Annotated in this window: 17 protein-coding genes; 1 reads left to right on the top strand and 16 read right to left on the bottom strand. The window is 59.5% G+C overall.

The annotated features are described in order from the left end of the window. Nucleotides 1–2 precede the first annotated feature (2 nt). The gene (locus tag AC07V8_RS22690) at nt 3–554 is read left to right on the top strand and encodes a GNAT family N-acetyltransferase (RefSeq protein WP_494680318.1); all 552 of its coding nucleotides are present in this window, start codon (nt 3–5) and stop codon (nt 552–554) included. Nucleotides 555–681: 127 nt separating this feature from the next. On the opposite strand, the gene AC07V8_RS22685 is transcribed toward AC07V8_RS22690, so the two are convergent. The 16 genes from AC07V8_RS22685 to AC07V8_RS22610 form a co-directional block, all read right to left on the bottom strand. Next, nucleotides 682–1,965 (bottom strand): DUF1302 domain-containing protein, encoded by a 1,284-nt coding sequence (locus AC07V8_RS22685; RefSeq protein ID WP_494680317.1) that lies wholly within the window; start codon nt 1,963–1,965, stop codon nt 682–684. Then, complete coding sequence (locus AC07V8_RS22680; protein ID WP_494680316.1) at nt 1,962–2,765, bottom strand: outer membrane lipoprotein-sorting protein; 804 nt, start codon at nt 2,763–2,765, stop codon at nt 1,962–1,964. Before AC07V8_RS22680 ends, AC07V8_RS22685 begins: the two co-directional genes overlap by 4 nt. After that, nucleotides 2,762–5,128 carry an efflux RND transporter permease subunit gene (locus tag AC07V8_RS22675; protein WP_494680315.1) on the bottom strand — a complete coding sequence of 789 codons (2,367 nt, stop codon included), beginning with the start codon at nt 5,126–5,128 and terminating at the stop codon, nt 2,762–2,764. Before AC07V8_RS22675 ends, AC07V8_RS22680 begins: the two co-directional genes overlap by 4 nt. 177 nt (nt 5,129–5,305) lie before the next feature. Beyond that, complete coding sequence (gene fabD, locus AC07V8_RS22670) at nt 5,306–6,259, bottom strand: ACP S-malonyltransferase (RefSeq protein ID WP_494680314.1); 954 nt, start codon at nt 6,257–6,259, stop codon at nt 5,306–5,308. Between the two features lie 55 nt (nt 6,260–6,314). Continuing rightward, on the bottom strand, nt 6,315–6,749 hold the full coding sequence (locus AC07V8_RS22665) for a hypothetical protein (RefSeq protein WP_494680313.1): 435 nt from the start codon (nt 6,747–6,749) through the stop codon (nt 6,315–6,317). 50 nt (nt 6,750–6,799) lie between these two features. Beyond that, complete coding sequence (locus tag AC07V8_RS22660) at nt 6,800–7,612, bottom strand: SDR family NAD(P)-dependent oxidoreductase (RefSeq protein WP_494680312.1); 813 nt, start codon at nt 7,610–7,612, stop codon at nt 6,800–6,802. 132 nt (nt 7,613–7,744) lie between these two features. Continuing rightward, nucleotides 7,745–8,791 (bottom strand): 3-oxoacyl-[acyl-carrier-protein] synthase III C-terminal domain-containing protein, encoded by a 1,047-nt coding sequence (locus AC07V8_RS22655; protein WP_494680311.1) that lies wholly within the window; start codon nt 8,789–8,791, stop codon nt 7,745–7,747. Between the two features lie 46 nt (nt 8,792–8,837). Beyond that, nucleotides 8,838–9,701: an ApeI family dehydratase gene (locus tag AC07V8_RS22650; RefSeq protein WP_494680310.1), complete on the bottom strand. Its 864-nt coding sequence runs from the start codon at nt 9,699–9,701 to the stop codon at nt 8,838–8,840. A 7-nt stretch (nt 9,702–9,708) separates the two neighbouring features. Then, complete coding sequence (locus AC07V8_RS22645) at nt 9,709–10,137, bottom strand: hypothetical protein (protein ID WP_494680309.1); 429 nt, start codon at nt 10,135–10,137, stop codon at nt 9,709–9,711. After that, nucleotides 10,134–10,628: a DsrE family protein gene (locus AC07V8_RS22640; RefSeq protein WP_494680308.1), complete on the bottom strand. Its 495-nt coding sequence runs from the start codon at nt 10,626–10,628 to the stop codon at nt 10,134–10,136. The genes AC07V8_RS22645 and AC07V8_RS22640 overlap by 4 nt, the downstream gene beginning before the upstream one ends. Nucleotides 10,629–10,646: 18 nt before the next feature. Then, the gene (locus AC07V8_RS22635; RefSeq protein ID WP_494680307.1) at nt 10,647–11,018 is read right to left on the bottom strand and encodes a hypothetical protein; all 372 of its coding nucleotides are present in this window, start codon (nt 11,016–11,018) and stop codon (nt 10,647–10,649) included. A gap of 13 nt (nt 11,019–11,031) precedes the next feature. Further along, nucleotides 11,032–11,724 (bottom strand): 2-hydroxychromene-2-carboxylate isomerase, encoded by a 693-nt coding sequence (locus tag AC07V8_RS22630; RefSeq protein WP_494680306.1) that lies wholly within the window; start codon nt 11,722–11,724, stop codon nt 11,032–11,034. Beyond that, nucleotides 11,721–12,725 (bottom strand): thioesterase family protein, encoded by a 1,005-nt coding sequence (locus tag AC07V8_RS22625; protein ID WP_494680305.1) that lies wholly within the window; start codon nt 12,723–12,725, stop codon nt 11,721–11,723. Before AC07V8_RS22625 ends, AC07V8_RS22630 begins: the two co-directional genes overlap by 4 nt. Before the next feature lie 110 nt (nt 12,726–12,835). Then, nucleotides 12,836–13,642 carry an alpha/beta fold hydrolase gene (locus AC07V8_RS22620; protein WP_494680304.1) on the bottom strand — a complete coding sequence of 269 codons (807 nt, stop codon included), beginning with the start codon at nt 13,640–13,642 and terminating at the stop codon, nt 12,836–12,838. Beyond that, a complete protein-coding gene (locus AC07V8_RS22615) occupies nt 13,639–14,694 on the bottom strand; it encodes a beta-ketoacyl synthase N-terminal-like domain-containing protein (protein ID WP_494680303.1) in 1,056 nt (351 codons plus the stop codon). The genes AC07V8_RS22620 and AC07V8_RS22615 overlap by 4 nt, the downstream gene beginning before the upstream one ends. Beyond that, nucleotides 14,691–15,812: a beta-ketoacyl synthase N-terminal-like domain-containing protein gene (locus AC07V8_RS22610; RefSeq protein ID WP_494680302.1), complete on the bottom strand. Its 1,122-nt coding sequence runs from the start codon at nt 15,810–15,812 to the stop codon at nt 14,691–14,693. Before AC07V8_RS22610 ends, AC07V8_RS22615 begins: the two co-directional genes overlap by 4 nt. Nucleotides 15,813–15,826: the final 14 nt, after the last annotated feature.

Here is a 15,826-nt window from a genome sequence, read left to right as displayed (position 1 = left end):
GCATGCAAACCCATATACAAATCCATCGCGTATCCGCGCTCGACGATCCGGCATTGCTTGGCGGCCTGGGCGAACTGCTGGTCGATTGCGTCGACGGCGGCGCATCCGTCAGCTTCATGCAGCCCCTGTCGCAAGCGCGCGCAGAACATTTCTGGCGCAGCCTTGCCGCCGGCGTCGCTGCCGGCGAACGCATATTACTGACGGCGCAAGATCAGCATGGCGCCATCCTCGGCACCGTACAGGTCGTGCTAAGCCAGCCGGAAAACCAGCCGCACCGGGCCGATGTCGCCAAGCTGCTGGTGCATCGCAAGGCGCGCAAGCAAGGGCTGGGAGAGAAACTGATGGTGGCCGCGGAACAAGCCGCCGCCGGCACCGGCAAGAGCGTGCTGGTGCTGGATACCGCCAGCGACAGCGCGGAACGGCTGTACAAGCGCCTAGGCTGGCAAGTGTCCGGCGTGATTCCGGACTATGCCCTGCTGCCGCAAGGCGGCCTGTGCGCAACGACCATCTTCTATAAGAACATCGGGGCCGGCGGCCGGCAAAGATCAGCCTAGGCAGCCGCCTTGGCGTCATGCGCACCGTCATCGCTGACGGCGATGATGCAATCTGTTGCGGAAATTTGATCGAGTGTTGCCATGCCTTCGGTTCGCCAACTTACCGAAGATGTGTGCAGCATCGCCATCACAATGTATAGCGCAACTGAATATATATGTTGCGATTGCCTTTCAATTGCCCCCAGAAGCTGTGATCGGCGCCAAAGTAATAGTCGCTGCCTGCCCGTACGTGCCAACGATCGCTGATTGCGTAAGCTATCTTTGTACGCAACGCGCCGCTTTTGCCCGGCCATACCTGCAGGCCGGACAACTCCATTTGCAGTGTATCGTTCCACCAATTTCCGGCCAGCCGCCAAATCAGACCGCGCTGCCAGCGTGAAGCCTGGTCGCTGAGGTCGGCCTGGGCCCAGGCGATTGCTCGCATCGCCGGGTCGTCGATCGCATCGGGACTGGAGAAGCGGGATACGCGCCGCACCACAGCCTGCAATCCCAGGCTGGTTGCCTCGCTAAGCCGCCATTCGCCGCCGGCGACCAGCTTGAACTGCGACTTCTTGTGCATGAAATCCCGTTCGCCGCTGCTGTCGGTAAACGTGTAAGCTGCCTCGGCGCGCCATATGGTCTGGTTGCGGCTCATGCTGATGTCGGCGCCAAGCACGTCCAGGCATTGATTCTTGACCTGGACCTTGAACTGGTCGCCTAGCATGCCGCCGAAATAGAGATCCGGCGTGAGGTCCGTACCGTGGAAATACGATATGGAACCATCAACGTTGTCGCCACGGCCCTCCCATTTCAACGCCAGCTGCGGATGATATCGCAATGGCGCGCGGTCATAGTGCAGCGCCGGATTAATCGGCAGAGGCAGGTTGTGCGAAGCCATCGCCGGAAACCACAAACCATAGAAAGTCCCAAGGCGACTGTCGACGCTCACTTGGGCGCCTGTGTTGCCGTAGCGCTGGTCGGCATCTTCCGGCACCAGCAGCGTATAGTCCCTGGGCGACAGGTTATCCGTCGGATTGATCGCATCGGCGCGACCCCAAACCACCATTTGCCGTCCCAGGCGCAGCTCCGCCGGGCCCAGATTGCGTCTCCAGTAGAGTTCCCGGACCAAGCCGCTTGTATCGCCGGGCTTTCCACTGCCAACCTCTCCACGCAACCAGCCGCTTCCAACCACATCCCCCGCGGTGTCCAGATCGACCTTGAAGCGGGCCCAGGCCGAACTTGTTGCAATCGGCCCGCGCAGATCCAGATCGCGCGAGTGCTGCCAGACGTCGCTACGCAGCGACAGCGTACCGTCCAACGCCAGCGGCGGCGCCACATCGCCTGCAAGCACCGGCACCCGTATCAACGCCATCGTCAGCAAGCCGGCAACCTGCAGAAACAGCCTTCTCAGCCGGCTATCGATTCGACTCATCTATCCAGTTCGCGCGGGTTGAACATTTTCTCCGGGACATTCTGATCAACCTGAAATTCCTCGTACTTGATCGTGGTCTTGTGTTCAGTCAACAGGTTTTGCGCTTCGGACACCATGGCCTGCCAGCGTCCGTTGCTGCCGACCGGGCGGACGTCGCTGAGCGTAATGCGCCTGGCCAGTTGCCCGGAAGTGTCCCAGGCCTCGGACTTGATGGCGACGAAATTGTCCTTGCGCACCCATGTGACGCGCTTGCTTTGGCCGGAGTTTTGTTTCACCGCATCGGTGCCTGGCAACGATTCGATCACGTAGCACGGCTGGCTGCCTTCGCTTTCCTCGCGCAATTGCCGATGGGACCACTCCTCGGGCTTGTAGCCGATCACGTCGCCATAGCTGAAATCGGTTCCCACGAAACTGTCTTTCTTGTTGGAGGCTGACAAGCGCCTGACCTTGCCCAGCGCAGGCAGGTAGATCCACATGTCGTCGTCGCTGGCGGTATGCTCGATCAGCAGCGTCGCCGTGCCCTTGATATCGGCTGGAGCAAGGAAACGCACCAGCCGCATATTGTCCGTGCCATCGCCCTGCAGACGCGTATAGGCGGAGGTTTGACGGATCCTGGTGCTGCCGTCCCGGTTAACCAATGTGAACGTTGCCTTGAACACCGAGTCCTTCAGCTTGATCGCGGCAGCGCTCTTCTGCATGATGCCCAACGCCGTGTCTTCCGCTGCCATTGCCGACATCTGCAGCGCAATGCTCAACGTCAGGACGCCGGCCAGGCGGCCGATAATAGTAGTCGATATCATGTTGCGGCCCTTTCTTCAAGATCGGCAGGCAAGGTTTGGGTGTAGATGAATTTCGGGCGCAGACTGATGATGAGCGTCGGCACCAGGAACAGCGAAGCGAACGCGCTGACAAACATGCCGAGCACGATGAAAATCGCCAGCCAGAGATGCGGCAGGTAACCGATGGACAACGAGAGAACGCTATAGCCCCCGGCAACCGCAGTGGCCACAAAAAGTATTGCCTTGCCGGCCGACGCCAGCGTGTGCTGGATCGCTCCATCGACATCTTCACCCGACTTGATTTGTTCGCGGAATCGATAAAGCAGATATATCGCATAATCGGCGCCGATACCCACCGCCATCGCGGCGAACAGCGAGTTCGGAATATTCATCGGGATGCCAAACAGGCCCATCGTGCCGAAGATCACCAAGATGGTGACGAATAGCGGCGCAAGCACAATCAGCCCCACTGTCAATGAACGGAAAACGAGCGCAGACACCAGGAAGATCACAATGGCAATCTGTATGATGTTCTTTGTCTTGCCATTCACCATGGTGTCGGTCAATGCAATATTCAAGGCCACATCGCCGCCCACCATCAGCTTCGCGCGGTCGCCAAACTCATCCAGCGCCTTTGCCTGAATCGATCCGATAAGCTGCTTGAGATAATCCGTATTGCCAGTCTTGAGGAGGACCGTCATCTTTGCCGATGAATAGTTGTAATCCACATAGGCATTGAAATCGTCCGGCTGCCCTGACATGGAATACAGCAACAGGTACTGCGACACCAGTTCACGCGAAGCCGGGATGCGATATTCATCGGCAGCATCGGCATGCATGGCTTGGTTCATCCGTTTTATGTAGTCCACGATCGAAACGATCTTGCCGACATTCGGCTGGCTCGCCACAAATTCTTGCAGCCTGTCCATCCCGCGCAGGATGGCTGGATCCTTGATGCCATCCGCCGTGCCCGCGTCAATCATCAGATACAGGCTGTTGGTGCCGCCGATCTGGCGATTCAAGAAATCGTCATCCTGGCGGATTTTCAAATCGTCGGCGAAGTAAATCCGGCTGGCATTGTTGACGACGATGTGCGATATGCCGAAGGCACTCGTCGCGACGAGAAGCACGCAGCAAAGGCCGATGATTTTCCGGCGCTTCTTGCTGAGCACCTGCCTGCCGATCCAGCGCGGGATCCGGTCCCAGATCCTGAGTTTGGCTTCAATGGCGCGTTCCTTGTCATTTGGCGCACGCAACAACGACCTCACTGCAGGGATGAAAGTCATCTCGAGCATTACCGCGCTCACGATCCCAATCCCTGTAAACAAACCGAAGGCGCGCACGGACGACAAATCAAATATCTGGAGCGAGAAAAAACTGATTGCTGCTATGCCGCCTGCGATCAGCATCACCGGCCCCACGCCGACCATGGAACGTATGACGGCTTCCTTGTTGGCCTCCTGCGGCGCCAGCGAGGTGGTCTGGCGCAATCGCTCGTACTCTTCGTAATATCGCTTCAATAATTGAACCGCATGCCCTGCTGCAATGGCAAGAATCAGGATAGGCGTGGGCGAATTGAAGATATCGAGCTGCTGGCCAAGGGCTCCCATGATTCCCAGCCCCCAGATCACCCCCAGAATTGCGGTAACCAACGGCAATATCAGTCCCTGTTTGCTGCGAAACGCTTCAAAATGCAGCAAACCGATCACCAACACAGCGATGGGAAAGAGGTAGCCCATGCGGCCGGCGAATTCCTCCGACTTATCCAGGTAAACCGAATTTCCACCCATGGTCAACTTCACTTCCGGGCCAGCCTGCGCATCGACAATCGCCTTGACCGGCGCGACCATCTTGGCGAATCCGTCTGATCTCTCCTTCAATTCCACCAGTATCGCGGCGGTCTTGAAGTCCGGCGAAACAATGGTGTTCATGTAAACCGGGTTGGCCTTCAATGCCGCCCTCAGATCTTTCTGCTCCTGCTCGCTGAGGTCAGTCTTGCCCAGCAGCGGACGGGCCTCGAACCCTTCCGATGTGCCATGGATATTTTTTGCCTGCGGCGCGGCAAGGCTGACGAGCGTGCTTTTCACCACGCCTGGCGTGGCCTCCAGCTCATCGGTAATTTGCTTTACGCGCTGCAGCACCGCCGGTTGAAAAATGTCTCCCTCCGTGGCGGTGACGCCGATCAAGACCAGATACTCCGATCCAAACACCTTGTCGATCAACTTGGTGGACTGAGTGAACGGATGGCTTTGCGGATTCAGCGCCGTCGGATCAATGACAACGCGAAGTCCGGAGGCAAAGTAAGCCAGGACGACAGTCAGCAACAGCGTCGCTATGATGGACAGCCAGCGAAACCGAATAATCATTTCTGTAAATTTACGCATCAATTTCTCTCGTGTTTTGATCGGTTCCGGCCGTGCATAACGCATGCGAGATGCGCTTTCGACAAGTGCTCCCATCTGCGCTTGCGCCTGGTTCTTGTTGCCATTGGCAACAACTTTCGATTCGTTTCATATCGTCCTTTATCCAACTCCGTCCAATCTGCACTGTGGTCAGCCTTGTCATGCCGCGATTGGCTGACTTTTCTCCACTGCTGCGACGGCGGACTCCAGCATGGCTGGCGAATTGATCGGCATGCACTGCATTGCCGGCGCAATTCTTTTAGTAAGGTTGGTCAACACCTCGCCCGGCCCGATTTCGATGAGGTGCGTAATGCCGACCTGCTCGAAGCGACGGATGGTCTCGACCCATCTGACTGGCCGTGTGAGTTGCGCTACCAACGCTTCCTTGATGAACCACTGATGCGCGACGCGCATGTCGCTGTTCTGAAGCACATCGAATGCCGGCTGCTCCACCGACAGGGCTTGCAGGCGCGCACTGAGACTATCGGCGGCGGTTTGCATCAACGCGGAATGAAACGGTCCGCTGACAGGCAAGACAAATACCATCTTGGCGCCGGCTTCCTTTGCCTTGCTCTTGATCCTCTCGATCGCGGCCAGATGGCCCGCCACCACCACCTGCCCCGGTGCGTTATAGTTGGCCGGCTGCAGGAGGTCATCGCCGGCGCAATCGATGCACAGCTGCTCCACCGCCGCGTCGCTCAGGCCAAGGACAGCCGCCATCCCGCCGCTGCCCGGCGGCACTGCCTTGGCCATGGCCTGGCCGCGAAAGCGCACAACACGGATCGCATCGGCCAGCGTCAATGCACCGCTGGCGACCAGCGCGGAATATTCTCCTACGCTGTGTCCGGCCGCCGCGACAGGCGATAACGGCACGCGTTTTTGCCAGGTCCGGAACAAGGCAACGGACACCGCGACCAGCGCCGGCTGGGTATTGTCGGTACTATTGAGCGTCTCCGCCGACCCGCTCTCGATCAGTTTCCATAAATCCAATCCCAGCGCGTCCGACGCTTCCGCAACCGTGTGCCGAATTGTCGGTTCGCCAGACCATGCATCCAGCATGCGGATACTTTGCGAACCTTGCCCTGGGAATACATAGGCGACTCTCTTATTCATGATTTGAAATGCTCCTCAGATACGGGATAGGTATGGCACCGCTGTCTATGCACGCTTACGCGAGTGCCGCCGAATGCTGCAGGTAAAGCGAGGTTGCGGCGAAATGAAGCAGGCCGATCAGCAGCGACAGCAGCGACGACCCCCATTCAAATCGCGTCAACTTCCTGCCGCCCACCAGCAATGGCAGGATCATCACGCCGCGCACGCTATACAGCGCGGCAATGGCGAGCAGCCCTGCCTGCAAAAATGGCGGAACGGGCACCCATCCGCCGGCGGCAATGTAGTAGTAGGCGAAAATCAGGAATGTGAAGGTAATGCCGGAGGTCAGCACGGCCGGCAGCCATGAACCGCGCTCCGCCATTGAGGCAAGACGCTCGCCGGCGCCGAACTGGCGATAGGCCACAGGTCCTTTCACGATGACATACACGTGGAGCAACGCAATCAGCACGCTGGTGGCGCCAGCGCTGATGATGAGAGAGTTCGCGAACATTATCGATTTCCTATTTCTATTGATGAACTGAATGGCAAGCGCGGCGCCTGCTAGGCTGTCTTGTCCGTTCGTCCGGCAAATTTACCCAGGAATGCGCCGAATACGCTGGCGGACCAGGTCGCAGGCAGCGCGCGCTGCAACCATCCCACTATGCGGTTCATGGCTCCTGGCGTGACGCGTGCCTGGTTGTTTTGCAAGGCATCGAGACACTGCCCGACCACGAATCGAGGAGAAAGATGCGGCACTTTCTCCACTGCCTGCCGCGGAACGCCGGCCGCTGCGGTGAACTCGGTTTCCGTGGCGCCGGCGCACAGTGCGGTCATCCTGATTCCCTTGTCGCGCAATTCATGTCGCAGCGATATTGTCAACGACAGCAAATACGCCTTGCTGGCCGAATAGACAGCGAGATAGGGGGAAGGAGAAAACGCGGCAATCGACGCAACGTTGACGACAAAGCCGTGCCGCCGTTGCGCCATCTGCGGCAAGACCGCATGCAGCAGCATCGTGGGAGCGCGCATGTTCAGGTCGATCATTTCGGATTGCGCCAGCTCCGGCGATTCGGAAAACGCATTGAAACAGCCTTTGCCCGCGTTGTTGATCAGGATATCGATGCGCTCCTGCTTCACCATCCGGATCAATTCCGCAAGCTGTTCGCCGTCCACCAGGTCAATCGTCAGCGTACGAACCGAATTGGCGCGCTTTTGCTCCAATTCAGCTTGCAGCTCATGCAATAGCGTCTGACGCCTGGCAACAATAATCAGGTCGGCGCCCATGCCATGCAGCTGCCTGGCGAATTCCGCCCCCAGTCCTGAAGAAGCCCCCGTCACCAGCGCGACTTGGCCTGCAAAATCATTGCGCTTCATAAGCAATCTCCTTGTAACTGCACATCCGTCCTTGGACCGATAAAAAACTAAGCGTTAATGCCGCGCCAAGATAAGCGCCGCCCGGTTTCCCGCCGGCGACGGGTCCGAAACGACGTCATCCGGCGGGCCACGTCAATAGCAGAGCGTCGCTGCGACAAACGACATGCCGGAACTGCCCACCCAGAATCCGATGCGATCTCCACGGCAGACGTCGCCGCTCTCGACATGCAAGGCGATCGCGGCAGGAATCGAAGCAGAACCGACGTTGCCGAATTGCGGATAGATGAATTTGACGACATCGCCGAACCCCGCCTGCTCAGCCCATTTCCGGTATTCGCCGACCGATCCTCCGGAGTGAGGGAAAACGATCTTGATCTGGTCGCGTTGCGGCGCAAGCTTGCTCAAGCTCGCCACCATATGCTCGCCGGCGATATTGAATACCTGGGAACTGAACGAGGTGAACGCGCCTATCCCGTTGAGGCCGATTCGCGTGCTCGGCATGGAGCGGGATTCGTAGCCGCCCAAGGGAATCGTGCAGAGGTCGACACCGCTCTTTACCGACGAGAAATTAAATTCCCAGTCATCGCCGCCATCCGCGGCAAGCACGGTGGCGGAGGCGCCATCGCCGCCGCAATAGGCCGAGAAGCAGTGGGCGATATCGCGCAAGCCGGTAAGCTGGAAATTGCTGGGATAGGACACGCCGCCCGGAACGTAATAGGACTCGGCATTGACGATCAATGCTTTTTTGTAGCGGCCGGCCGCAAAGTGGCTCTGCACGATATCGCAGCTGCGCGTCCAGGCCATGCAGGCATCAAGCACGTCAAAACAATCGACGCCGTCCATGCCCAGCGCCTGCGCCACGAAATAGGCGTCGCCCGGTTCGATGAAGCCGCGGCAGTTGCCGGCGTATATCAGCAAATCGATGTCTTTCGCCTCGCAGCCGGCTTGCGCCATTGCCTGGTGCGCCGCCTTGACCATCAGGTCCAGGGGACGTTCGTCCTCGGCGAACCAATATCGCTTCTGCAGTTGGGTGCCCTCCATCATCCCGTTGATGTATTTCAACGCTTGGTCAAGGTCGCCGTCGAACCTATCCGTACTGTGCTTGCGGATTTCGTCCAGCACATCCTGATTACTCATCTCGCGCGATGCCGGCAAGAAGGAAATTCCATCAATACGCATTTTGGATCCTTATTAAAATTAAAAATGACGCCGAAAACTGTCCGTCCTAGCGCGGATCAATCATTGCGATCAGGTTGCCGACGCGGCTTACCACCTGCTGACCAATCCTCGCCTCGCCACTGAGCACCACGCCGTTTGTCAGTTGCCGCTCGATGCGCGCCTCGATCGTAAGCACCGCATCGAAAGGGATGTCGCTGATCAGCTCGGCATCGCAAATCGACCCCAGCACAATGTCCGCGGCCTGGCCGCCTTCGCGCGACAAGAAATACAATGCAATACCTGCCTGCCCTATCGATTCGAGCACCAGTCCATGCGGATAGCTGGATGGAAAGCCATCAAGAAACAGAGGCGAGGCGCGATTGATCACTTTGCGCGCACGTAGCCAGTCCCCGGCTTGAAAGTCCTCTATGACGTCGACCAGCAAGAATGGATAGCGGTGCGGCAGGATCTCTGACAATGCGCGGTGACTGATGCTCCGCTCGCTTGGCGCGGCAGGCAGCGCAGGCGCCGTCATTTCGCTGGCGTGGCGCATCCCCGGCTTGCACAACAGGGTGGCCCTGGTCTTTATGGTCTCGCCAACCCGGGCCTGCAGCGCGATTTCAAGCCCGTCCTGGCTGCGTTTTTTCACCGATGCCACCAATTCGAGCACATCGCCGGGAACAACTGCGTCAAGGTATTGAATGCGCTTGATCGCGGCAACTGTCGCGAGGCCGCCGAACACTTTCCCGGCAACGGCCTCGGCCAGACGGAGAAACTGCTCTGCGATCAAGACCCCGGGATAGATCGGGTTGCTCGGATAGTGGCCGAGGGCGAAGATATCGCTACCACTGACGAACAAATGGGCTCGCATTTCGGCGTCTGCCGCAGTATTGTCGACGGGCAGCGCGGCTGTTCTCATAATATCGTTCATAGTTGGTTCACCAGTACCAGACACAGTCATATTGTTGGATCAATCCGGGCATGTCGTCATCCTGCACCAGTCGTATTTGTTTCATCAGGTTCTCCGGCGGCAGCTGGAGCCGTTCGCAGTCTGCCTGCCAGGCGTAGACCGGAACGCCGTCTTGCAGCAGATGCTGCAAGGTGGTCTCGTAATGGGAGATGTCGTCGATTCGCAGATCGCCTACGGATAGCGCGACCCGCTCTTGCCGGGACCGGCCGAACATCACGGCATCGCCTTTCAGCAGCAATCCGGTATTTGCTCCCATCCGACGCATGACCCGGCTCAACCAGACGATATGGCCATACTGTTCCTCCAGGCTGCCGCGGAAGGCACGCTCCACGATGGCCAGCGAACTCTTTGAACGCCGCCGGGTGCGGGGGGCAACGGTGGCGGAGGTCGCGCTCATGATTTGACTCCCAGCACCAGCGACACATCCGCCTCGCTCAGGTAATGCTGGAAGGTGAAGGGAATCTTCACCTTGGCTTCAGGTATCTGCTGCGTCGCTCCGCGCTCTTCCATGCAATAGCGGCACACAAGCCAGTCCAGCTTCTGCCCTCCCCCGCCATAGCGGCGCATCAGCCCCTGGATCAACTCGGCCGTAGTCGGGTTGTGGGTCTGGTCTTCCGGGGCAGCAAAGGAATCGCGCGGACGGACCAGCGAGCTCTGCGACAGTCCGGTCGCATAACCGCAATTCCATACCGTTACGCGATGTCCTTTCGCCAGCGCCGATTCAACCATGCGGAACAGCGAAGTCGTCGTCTCCGTTTGGAACGGCGTACCCATCATGCCGAAAAACAGGCTGGGCTTGTCTCCCTCCGGCTGCGGCGTATCCCGATCCATCGATAAAGCCTGCCTTGATGCGGGAGGCAGAGCAAGGTGTTCATGTATTTCAGTCATCGCATCCAATCTCCTGTTTCAAGAATGCCAAATCGTCTTGACCGACGCGTTGAGCATCCTGCACATCAGTTCGTCGATACCTTGAACTTCTACGTGCTGCGCCATCTCGGCGTGCGGAATCCCACGCAAATCCAGCGACAAATCGTCGCAGCTCAAACGCAACCGCTCGCCGAATTCCTGCTTGCGCCGGCTCAGGGCGGCGGCGTCGCGCTGCAGCCATAACACGCCGTTCTGGATCAAGTGCAAATGCACTTCGGCGCCGCTACGCAAAAGGCTGTCGACCAGGCCCAGGAAGTCGGCAACATCGCCTGACTCCCAGGGCGAACGGGTTTCCACCATAAGCAGGCGCGCCGCGCCGGCCGGGGCGCCATCTTCAGCCATCTCAGTCATTGATCTCTCCTTTTCAGCCACAACCGCCGGCGTGGTCAAACAAAGCTTGCACCGGACGTCCCAGCGGCTTTTCCTCCGGCGCCGCCGGCACTGTCGCGCTGGCCACCGCCGCGATGAAATCCGGCAATCTGTCAATGCCCCAAAATTTGTCGCGGCCGACATTGAACATGGGAACCCCGAAAACGCCATCGGCAATGCAGGCACGCAGCGGCATGAGGCCTTGCTCCCGCAAGCCCGGATCGCGATGGGCATCGCGCAGAAATCCTGGATCGAGCGCCAGCTCCACAGCCGCCGCAGCGACAGTTTCGGGGTCGCAGATATCGGCCCCTTCCTGCCACCGCAAGCGGGTGATGACATCAATGAAGTCCCTGCCCTTTCCCGCTCTGTCCGCTGCCAGGTAGGCAAGATGAGGCACCTCCCACTGCGGATCGCGGTCAACCGGCCAGCGCACCGGCAAACCGCGTCGTTGGCTCAGGCGCCTGACATCGGACAAGATGTACAGATGCTTTTCACGGGACATCGCGCTGTACAGAAAGACTTCGCCTTTTTCTCCCAGCGCGTCCCGGTAAGCCGAGTCCGGCTCCCAGAACGGCACCAGGCGTAGCCGTTGCAGCAACTTCGGGTACAAAGTCTTCAAGTCGTGCCAGGCCAGCCATGAATAAGGACTCCGCAACGAGAAGTAGAACGTCGGCACTGGGGTTTTCATGCGTTGCCGGCTTTCGGCTTTCCGCTCAACGCCGCCATGACTTCCGCGTCGAACTGCACCAATGACCAGTCGCGCCTGCTGTCTACCACTGCATAGCCGTGAGTGATGTGGCCGGTCGCGGTATGCACCAGTCCGCCATGCCGTTCCACATAGCAATCCATGCGCGACTTGTAGGTAGTGCCCTTGAAGATGTCTTCGACGGTAAACACGGTGTAGATGGTGTCCTCCATCATCGCCTCATCGAGGATTTGCAGATTGGCCGCAGGAACCACAGGTATCCAGCGCTTGTTCTCAAGCAAGGTGCGGATCGAAATGCCGCGATCGGCGACAAACAGATCAAGCACTTCTTCCATCAGGCGCAGATAGCCGGAATGCTGCATGCGATCGTTGAAATGGCAGTAAAAGTACGGCACATGCCACTTCCACACGAAGGAATTTGTCTTGTCGGCGCCTAGCGCGGCAAGCACATCGGGGGCGACCACGCCGGGGGATCGCGCCAGATTCAGGCCGCCGATCGACTTGCGGTCTCCGCGCAGGATCCGAGTGTGCGTGTAGCGGTCGATGCGCGGGTCCCGTTCAGCAGAGCCGGCGTGCGCCGTCACCACGCTGTCGTCGAGACGAAACAAGACATTCACCGTACCCGTCACGGCCTTCAGTTCCTTGTCGTCGCGGCGCACCATGACTTCGATACGCATGACCATCTCGGTATCGGTAGACTTGGTAACGGGAATGACATTGACGTGCACGCTGTCATCCATGTGCAGCGCATGCAGGACGCGGACGTTGGAATTGACGATCTCAAGGCACAGTCCCGCTTCTTCATACAACGGCCGCGGCGCCAGGCCCTGCACCCGGAAGTGTTCCAGTACAGCTTCCTCGACGACATACATCACATGCTTGAAGCCGATCCAGGTGCAGATATTCGAGCCCTCGAAACGAGGCTTCAGCACGGCGGTAGTGCGATTCATCAGAATCGGTTCTGGGGATTGCGGTTTATTCATGGCATTACCTTTCAGATTGATTGCTTTAAAGTTGATGGATCACGAAAGCAGGAGGTTGGCGCGCGCCTTCCCCTCATTTCTCGCTTAAACATGAGCGCCAAGGGAGGCGCTCATGGAAGTGCATGAAAATGGGCGCCAAGGAAACGGCCGATATAACTGGCAAGCGTTGCATGGCGGCTGTCGAGCAGAAAATGGCCGGTCTGCGGCAATATTTCGGTACTACACTGCGGCAACGCCGCAGCCAAGGCACGCAGATCCGCCGGCGGCGCCGAGAAGTCGTCGGCCCCGCTCACCAGCAATACGGGTTGGGTCAGCCGCTGCAAATCCAGCGACGGCATGCGCGAAAACAGCTGCCAGAATTCCATCCAGTTGTAGACCCCGAAGGTGTCGCAGCCGGTTTCAACCATGCGCGACATCAGATCAGGCTCGATGATTCGGCCGCCAGACCGTTGGCTGACGCTTTCCTCCACGAATAAAGGAAAGTGGGCGACGTAACGCCTGAACAGAGGCCAATCGAATTCGGCGTGGCGCCTCTTGTAAAACGGCGAAACAAGTATCGTCGCGCCGTGCCGCATACCGGCTGCGGCATCGCTCGCCAGATAACTCAACAGCGTGCTCGCGCCAAATGAATGCGCGACAAAGGCATCGGGTTGCAAATCGAAGGCCTTCATTGCAGCGTCCATCCATGACTCTGGCCGCCGCCGCATGCCCCAGTGACCGCCTTGCTGGCCATTCCACGGCATGTCCAGCACCACGTAGCGGCAGTAAGATGGCAATTTGGCGATGACCGGAGCCCACACCATTGCGGGCTCCAGCAATCCGTGCAGCAGGACAACAAGCGGCGCATCGTCGTCGGCGGCGCCGCTCCAATGGGCCGACAGCGTATAGCCGTCCAGGCTTACGGATTGGCTCGTCACAGCGCCGCCCCCTCGCCAGCCGCCGGCGGCGCCAGGACCACGACGGCGCCGGCGCGGCGGTCAGCCCAGACGCCACCGGCCATGATGACAGCGCCATGCCCGCCGGCTTCCTTCGCGGCAGCCGTGACGCCGGTCTGTTGCTCGCAATAGTGCAGCAGCTGCAGCAACGCGGCCGATCCGTAACTGCGCAGCACGTGATCTCCCAGGTCGATCACGGCGTCGTCCACGACACCGAATCCCCGCTCGTACAGCGGCTTGGCGAAAGACGCGCCGGACAGGTATTTGATCTTGCGTTGATGCCGATCCAGCAAGTTGTACAGCGGATGCGCATCGGCCGCGTCAGCGTGCACGTAGGCGTAGTCGGTCAGCAAGCCGTAGACGTTGGCGTGGCTGGCCAGCGTCTCCTCGGCGGCTTCCAGCACGACGGCGCAAGCACCTTCCAGTATCGGCGCCTCCCCCTCCAAGACGGTGAGGCGCTGTTGCGCAAGCAGGCTGCGCAAGGCGACGCCATCGCTCTCCACCGCAACCACCAGCATGCGCTTTGCGCGTTTGTTGCGGATCGCATTGGCCGCCAGAACCAAGGCATCCAGCGCAGCTGACGAGCCCGAGCACACCATCAGGTTAATGGCCTGGAGACCGAAGCGAATGGCAATCGTCGACGCTATGACGTTGCTCGACGCATTGGGCAGGTCCATCGAGCTGGTAGCGTCAACATGTTCGCGCCGGATGGTGTCGGCCGCTCCGCAAACCGTGTCGAAGTTGCCGGTGTTGGAGGCGACGACGACACCGAAGTCCGGGGCTTCCAGTTTTTCCGTTGTGTCATCGAGCCAGCCCGCGTGCTGCAGCGCACTCTTGGCAGCACACAACGCCAGCAGCGTTGCGCGCTCCTTGTAGCGCAGGCCTTTCTTGCCTAGCTTGTCCTCAGGCGCGAACGGAATTGCACTTGCGACAGGCTGGTTCAACACATCCGCCAGGTTGCGGGGATTGCCCAGCGATGGCAATTCCCAACCATAGCCCGTAATTGCCACAGGGGTACGAGTTGCATTACTCAATTCAGTTTCTCCACGATTGCTACGGCATTGACGCCGCCGAATCCAAAGGCATTGATCTGGGCCAGACGTGCGGACGGAATTTCAAGCGCGCGGACGTTGACGATATTCATGTGAGCTGCTTCCTCCATGGGATGGAAAAAACCTGCGGTGGGCGGCAAGCGTCCCTGGCGCAAGGCTTCAATCGCCGCGACGACGCCGATCAGGCCAGACGCACCCGACGTGTGGCCGGTCATGGACTTGATCGCCGACACGGGAATCGTGCACGCCGCCGTGCCCATGGCCTGATGCAGGGCGAGGGCCTCGGTCTTGTCATTCAACGCCGTGCCCGTGCCATGCACCATGAGCAGGTCGAGATCCGACGCTTGAACAGCCGCGCGCCGGTAGGCGTCCTCGATCGCACGCACGATGCCATCGGCGTTGGGCGCGGTCTCATGGTTGGCGTCGCAGCTGGTGCCAACGGCCGCCAGCAAGGCTAGCGGTTCGGCCTTCCGGTCGCGCGCCCGATCTGGCGCTTCAAGCACCACGGCAGCGGCGCCGTCCCCCATCAGGACCCCTTTGCGGTCACGTTCAAACGGTTGCACCGTATCGGGGTGCAAGGGGTTGACCCGGTCCAGGAGACCGAACATGCTCTCGGTGATGGTGTCGCAACCGGCGACTATCACGCGATCGTAGCTACCCTCCTGGATGAAGTCCTCCGCCAAGGCCAGCGCAAAATTCGATGCCGAGCAGGCGTTGCAGATGGTGATAACCGGTAGCGCATAACCGAGGATTTCATTCAAAGTGCGCTCGAAGTGCATCTGGTCCAGCGCTACCTGCTGTCCCTCGGTCCAGAACAGTTCAAGCGAACGCAGCTCGCGCAGTCCGGTGCCGACGACGACCACGCAGCGCGTGTCGCCGGATGACAGTTTTGCCTCCGCAGCAGCGGCAGCCACCGCCTTGGCCAGCAACTCGCTGGCGCGCAGCGTGCGGTCGCGGCCAGCCGGCCGGTCGGCGATTTCGTAAGCGTGCTTTACGTTGAACTTGTCGGCCGGGAAGGACTGCAATGCCTTGCGCCCCGACTCGCCGCGGCAAAGCGCGACGAAGCTTGCCGCCTTGTCGTTGCCGACGCACGTGATCATTGCGGAACCAGTGA

The organism is Collimonas sp. GW821-FHT02H07 (genome assembly GCF_059421505.1).
Note: the sequence above shows the minus strand (reverse complement) of the source record. Positions and strands in the feature narration are given on the sequence as shown.

Bases quoted from the DNA above. Each gene is read 5' to 3' on its own strand.
- AC07V8_RS22630 (WP_494680306.1), bottom strand. From the start codon at position 11,724: ATGAAAACCCCAGTGCCGACGTTCTACTTCTCGTTGCGGAGTCCTTAT.
- AC07V8_RS22625 (WP_494680305.1), bottom strand. From the start codon at position 12,725: ATGAATAAACCGCAATCCCCAGAACCGATTCTGATGAATCGCACTACC.
- AC07V8_RS22650 (WP_494680310.1), bottom strand. From the start codon at position 9,701: ATGAACGATATTATGAGAACAGCCGCGCTGCCCGTCGACAATACTGCG.
- AC07V8_RS22610 (WP_494680302.1), bottom strand. From the start codon at position 15,812: ATGATCACGTGCGTCGGCAACGACAAGGCGGCAAGCTTCGTCGCGCTT.
- AC07V8_RS22660 (WP_494680312.1), bottom strand. From the start codon at position 7,612: ATGAAGCGCAATGATTTTGCAGGCCAAGTCGCGCTGGTGACGGGGGCT.
- AC07V8_RS22645 (WP_494680309.1), bottom strand. From the start codon at position 10,137: ATGAGCGCGACCTCCGCCACCGTTGCCCCCCGCACCCGGCGGCGTTCA.
- AC07V8_RS22635 (WP_494680307.1), bottom strand. From the start codon at position 11,018: ATGACTGAGATGGCTGAAGATGGCGCCCCGGCCGGCGCGGCGCGCCTG.
- AC07V8_RS22690 (WP_494680318.1), top strand. From the start codon at position 3: ATGCAAACCCATATACAAATCCATCGCGTATCCGCGCTCGACGATCCG.
- AC07V8_RS22640 (WP_494680308.1), bottom strand. From the start codon at position 10,628: ATGACTGAAATACATGAACACCTTGCTCTGCCTCCCGCATCAAGGCAG.
- AC07V8_RS22665 (WP_494680313.1), bottom strand. From the start codon at position 6,749: ATGTTCGCGAACTCTCTCATCATCAGCGCTGGCGCCACCAGCGTGCTG.
- AC07V8_RS22655 (WP_494680311.1), bottom strand. From the start codon at position 8,791: ATGCGTATTGATGGAATTTCCTTCTTGCCGGCATCGCGCGAGATGAGT.
- AC07V8_RS22685 (WP_494680317.1), bottom strand. From the start codon at position 1,965: ATGAGTCGAATCGATAGCCGGCTGAGAAGGCTGTTTCTGCAGGTTGCC.
- AC07V8_RS22675 (WP_494680315.1), bottom strand. From the start codon at position 5,128: ATGCGTAAATTTACAGAAATGATTATTCGGTTTCGCTGGCTGTCCATC.
- AC07V8_RS22680 (WP_494680316.1), bottom strand. From the start codon at position 2,765: ATGATATCGACTACTATTATCGGCCGCCTGGCCGGCGTCCTGACGTTG.
- fabD (WP_494680314.1), bottom strand. From the start codon at position 6,259: ATGAATAAGAGAGTCGCCTATGTATTCCCAGGGCAAGGTTCGCAAAGT.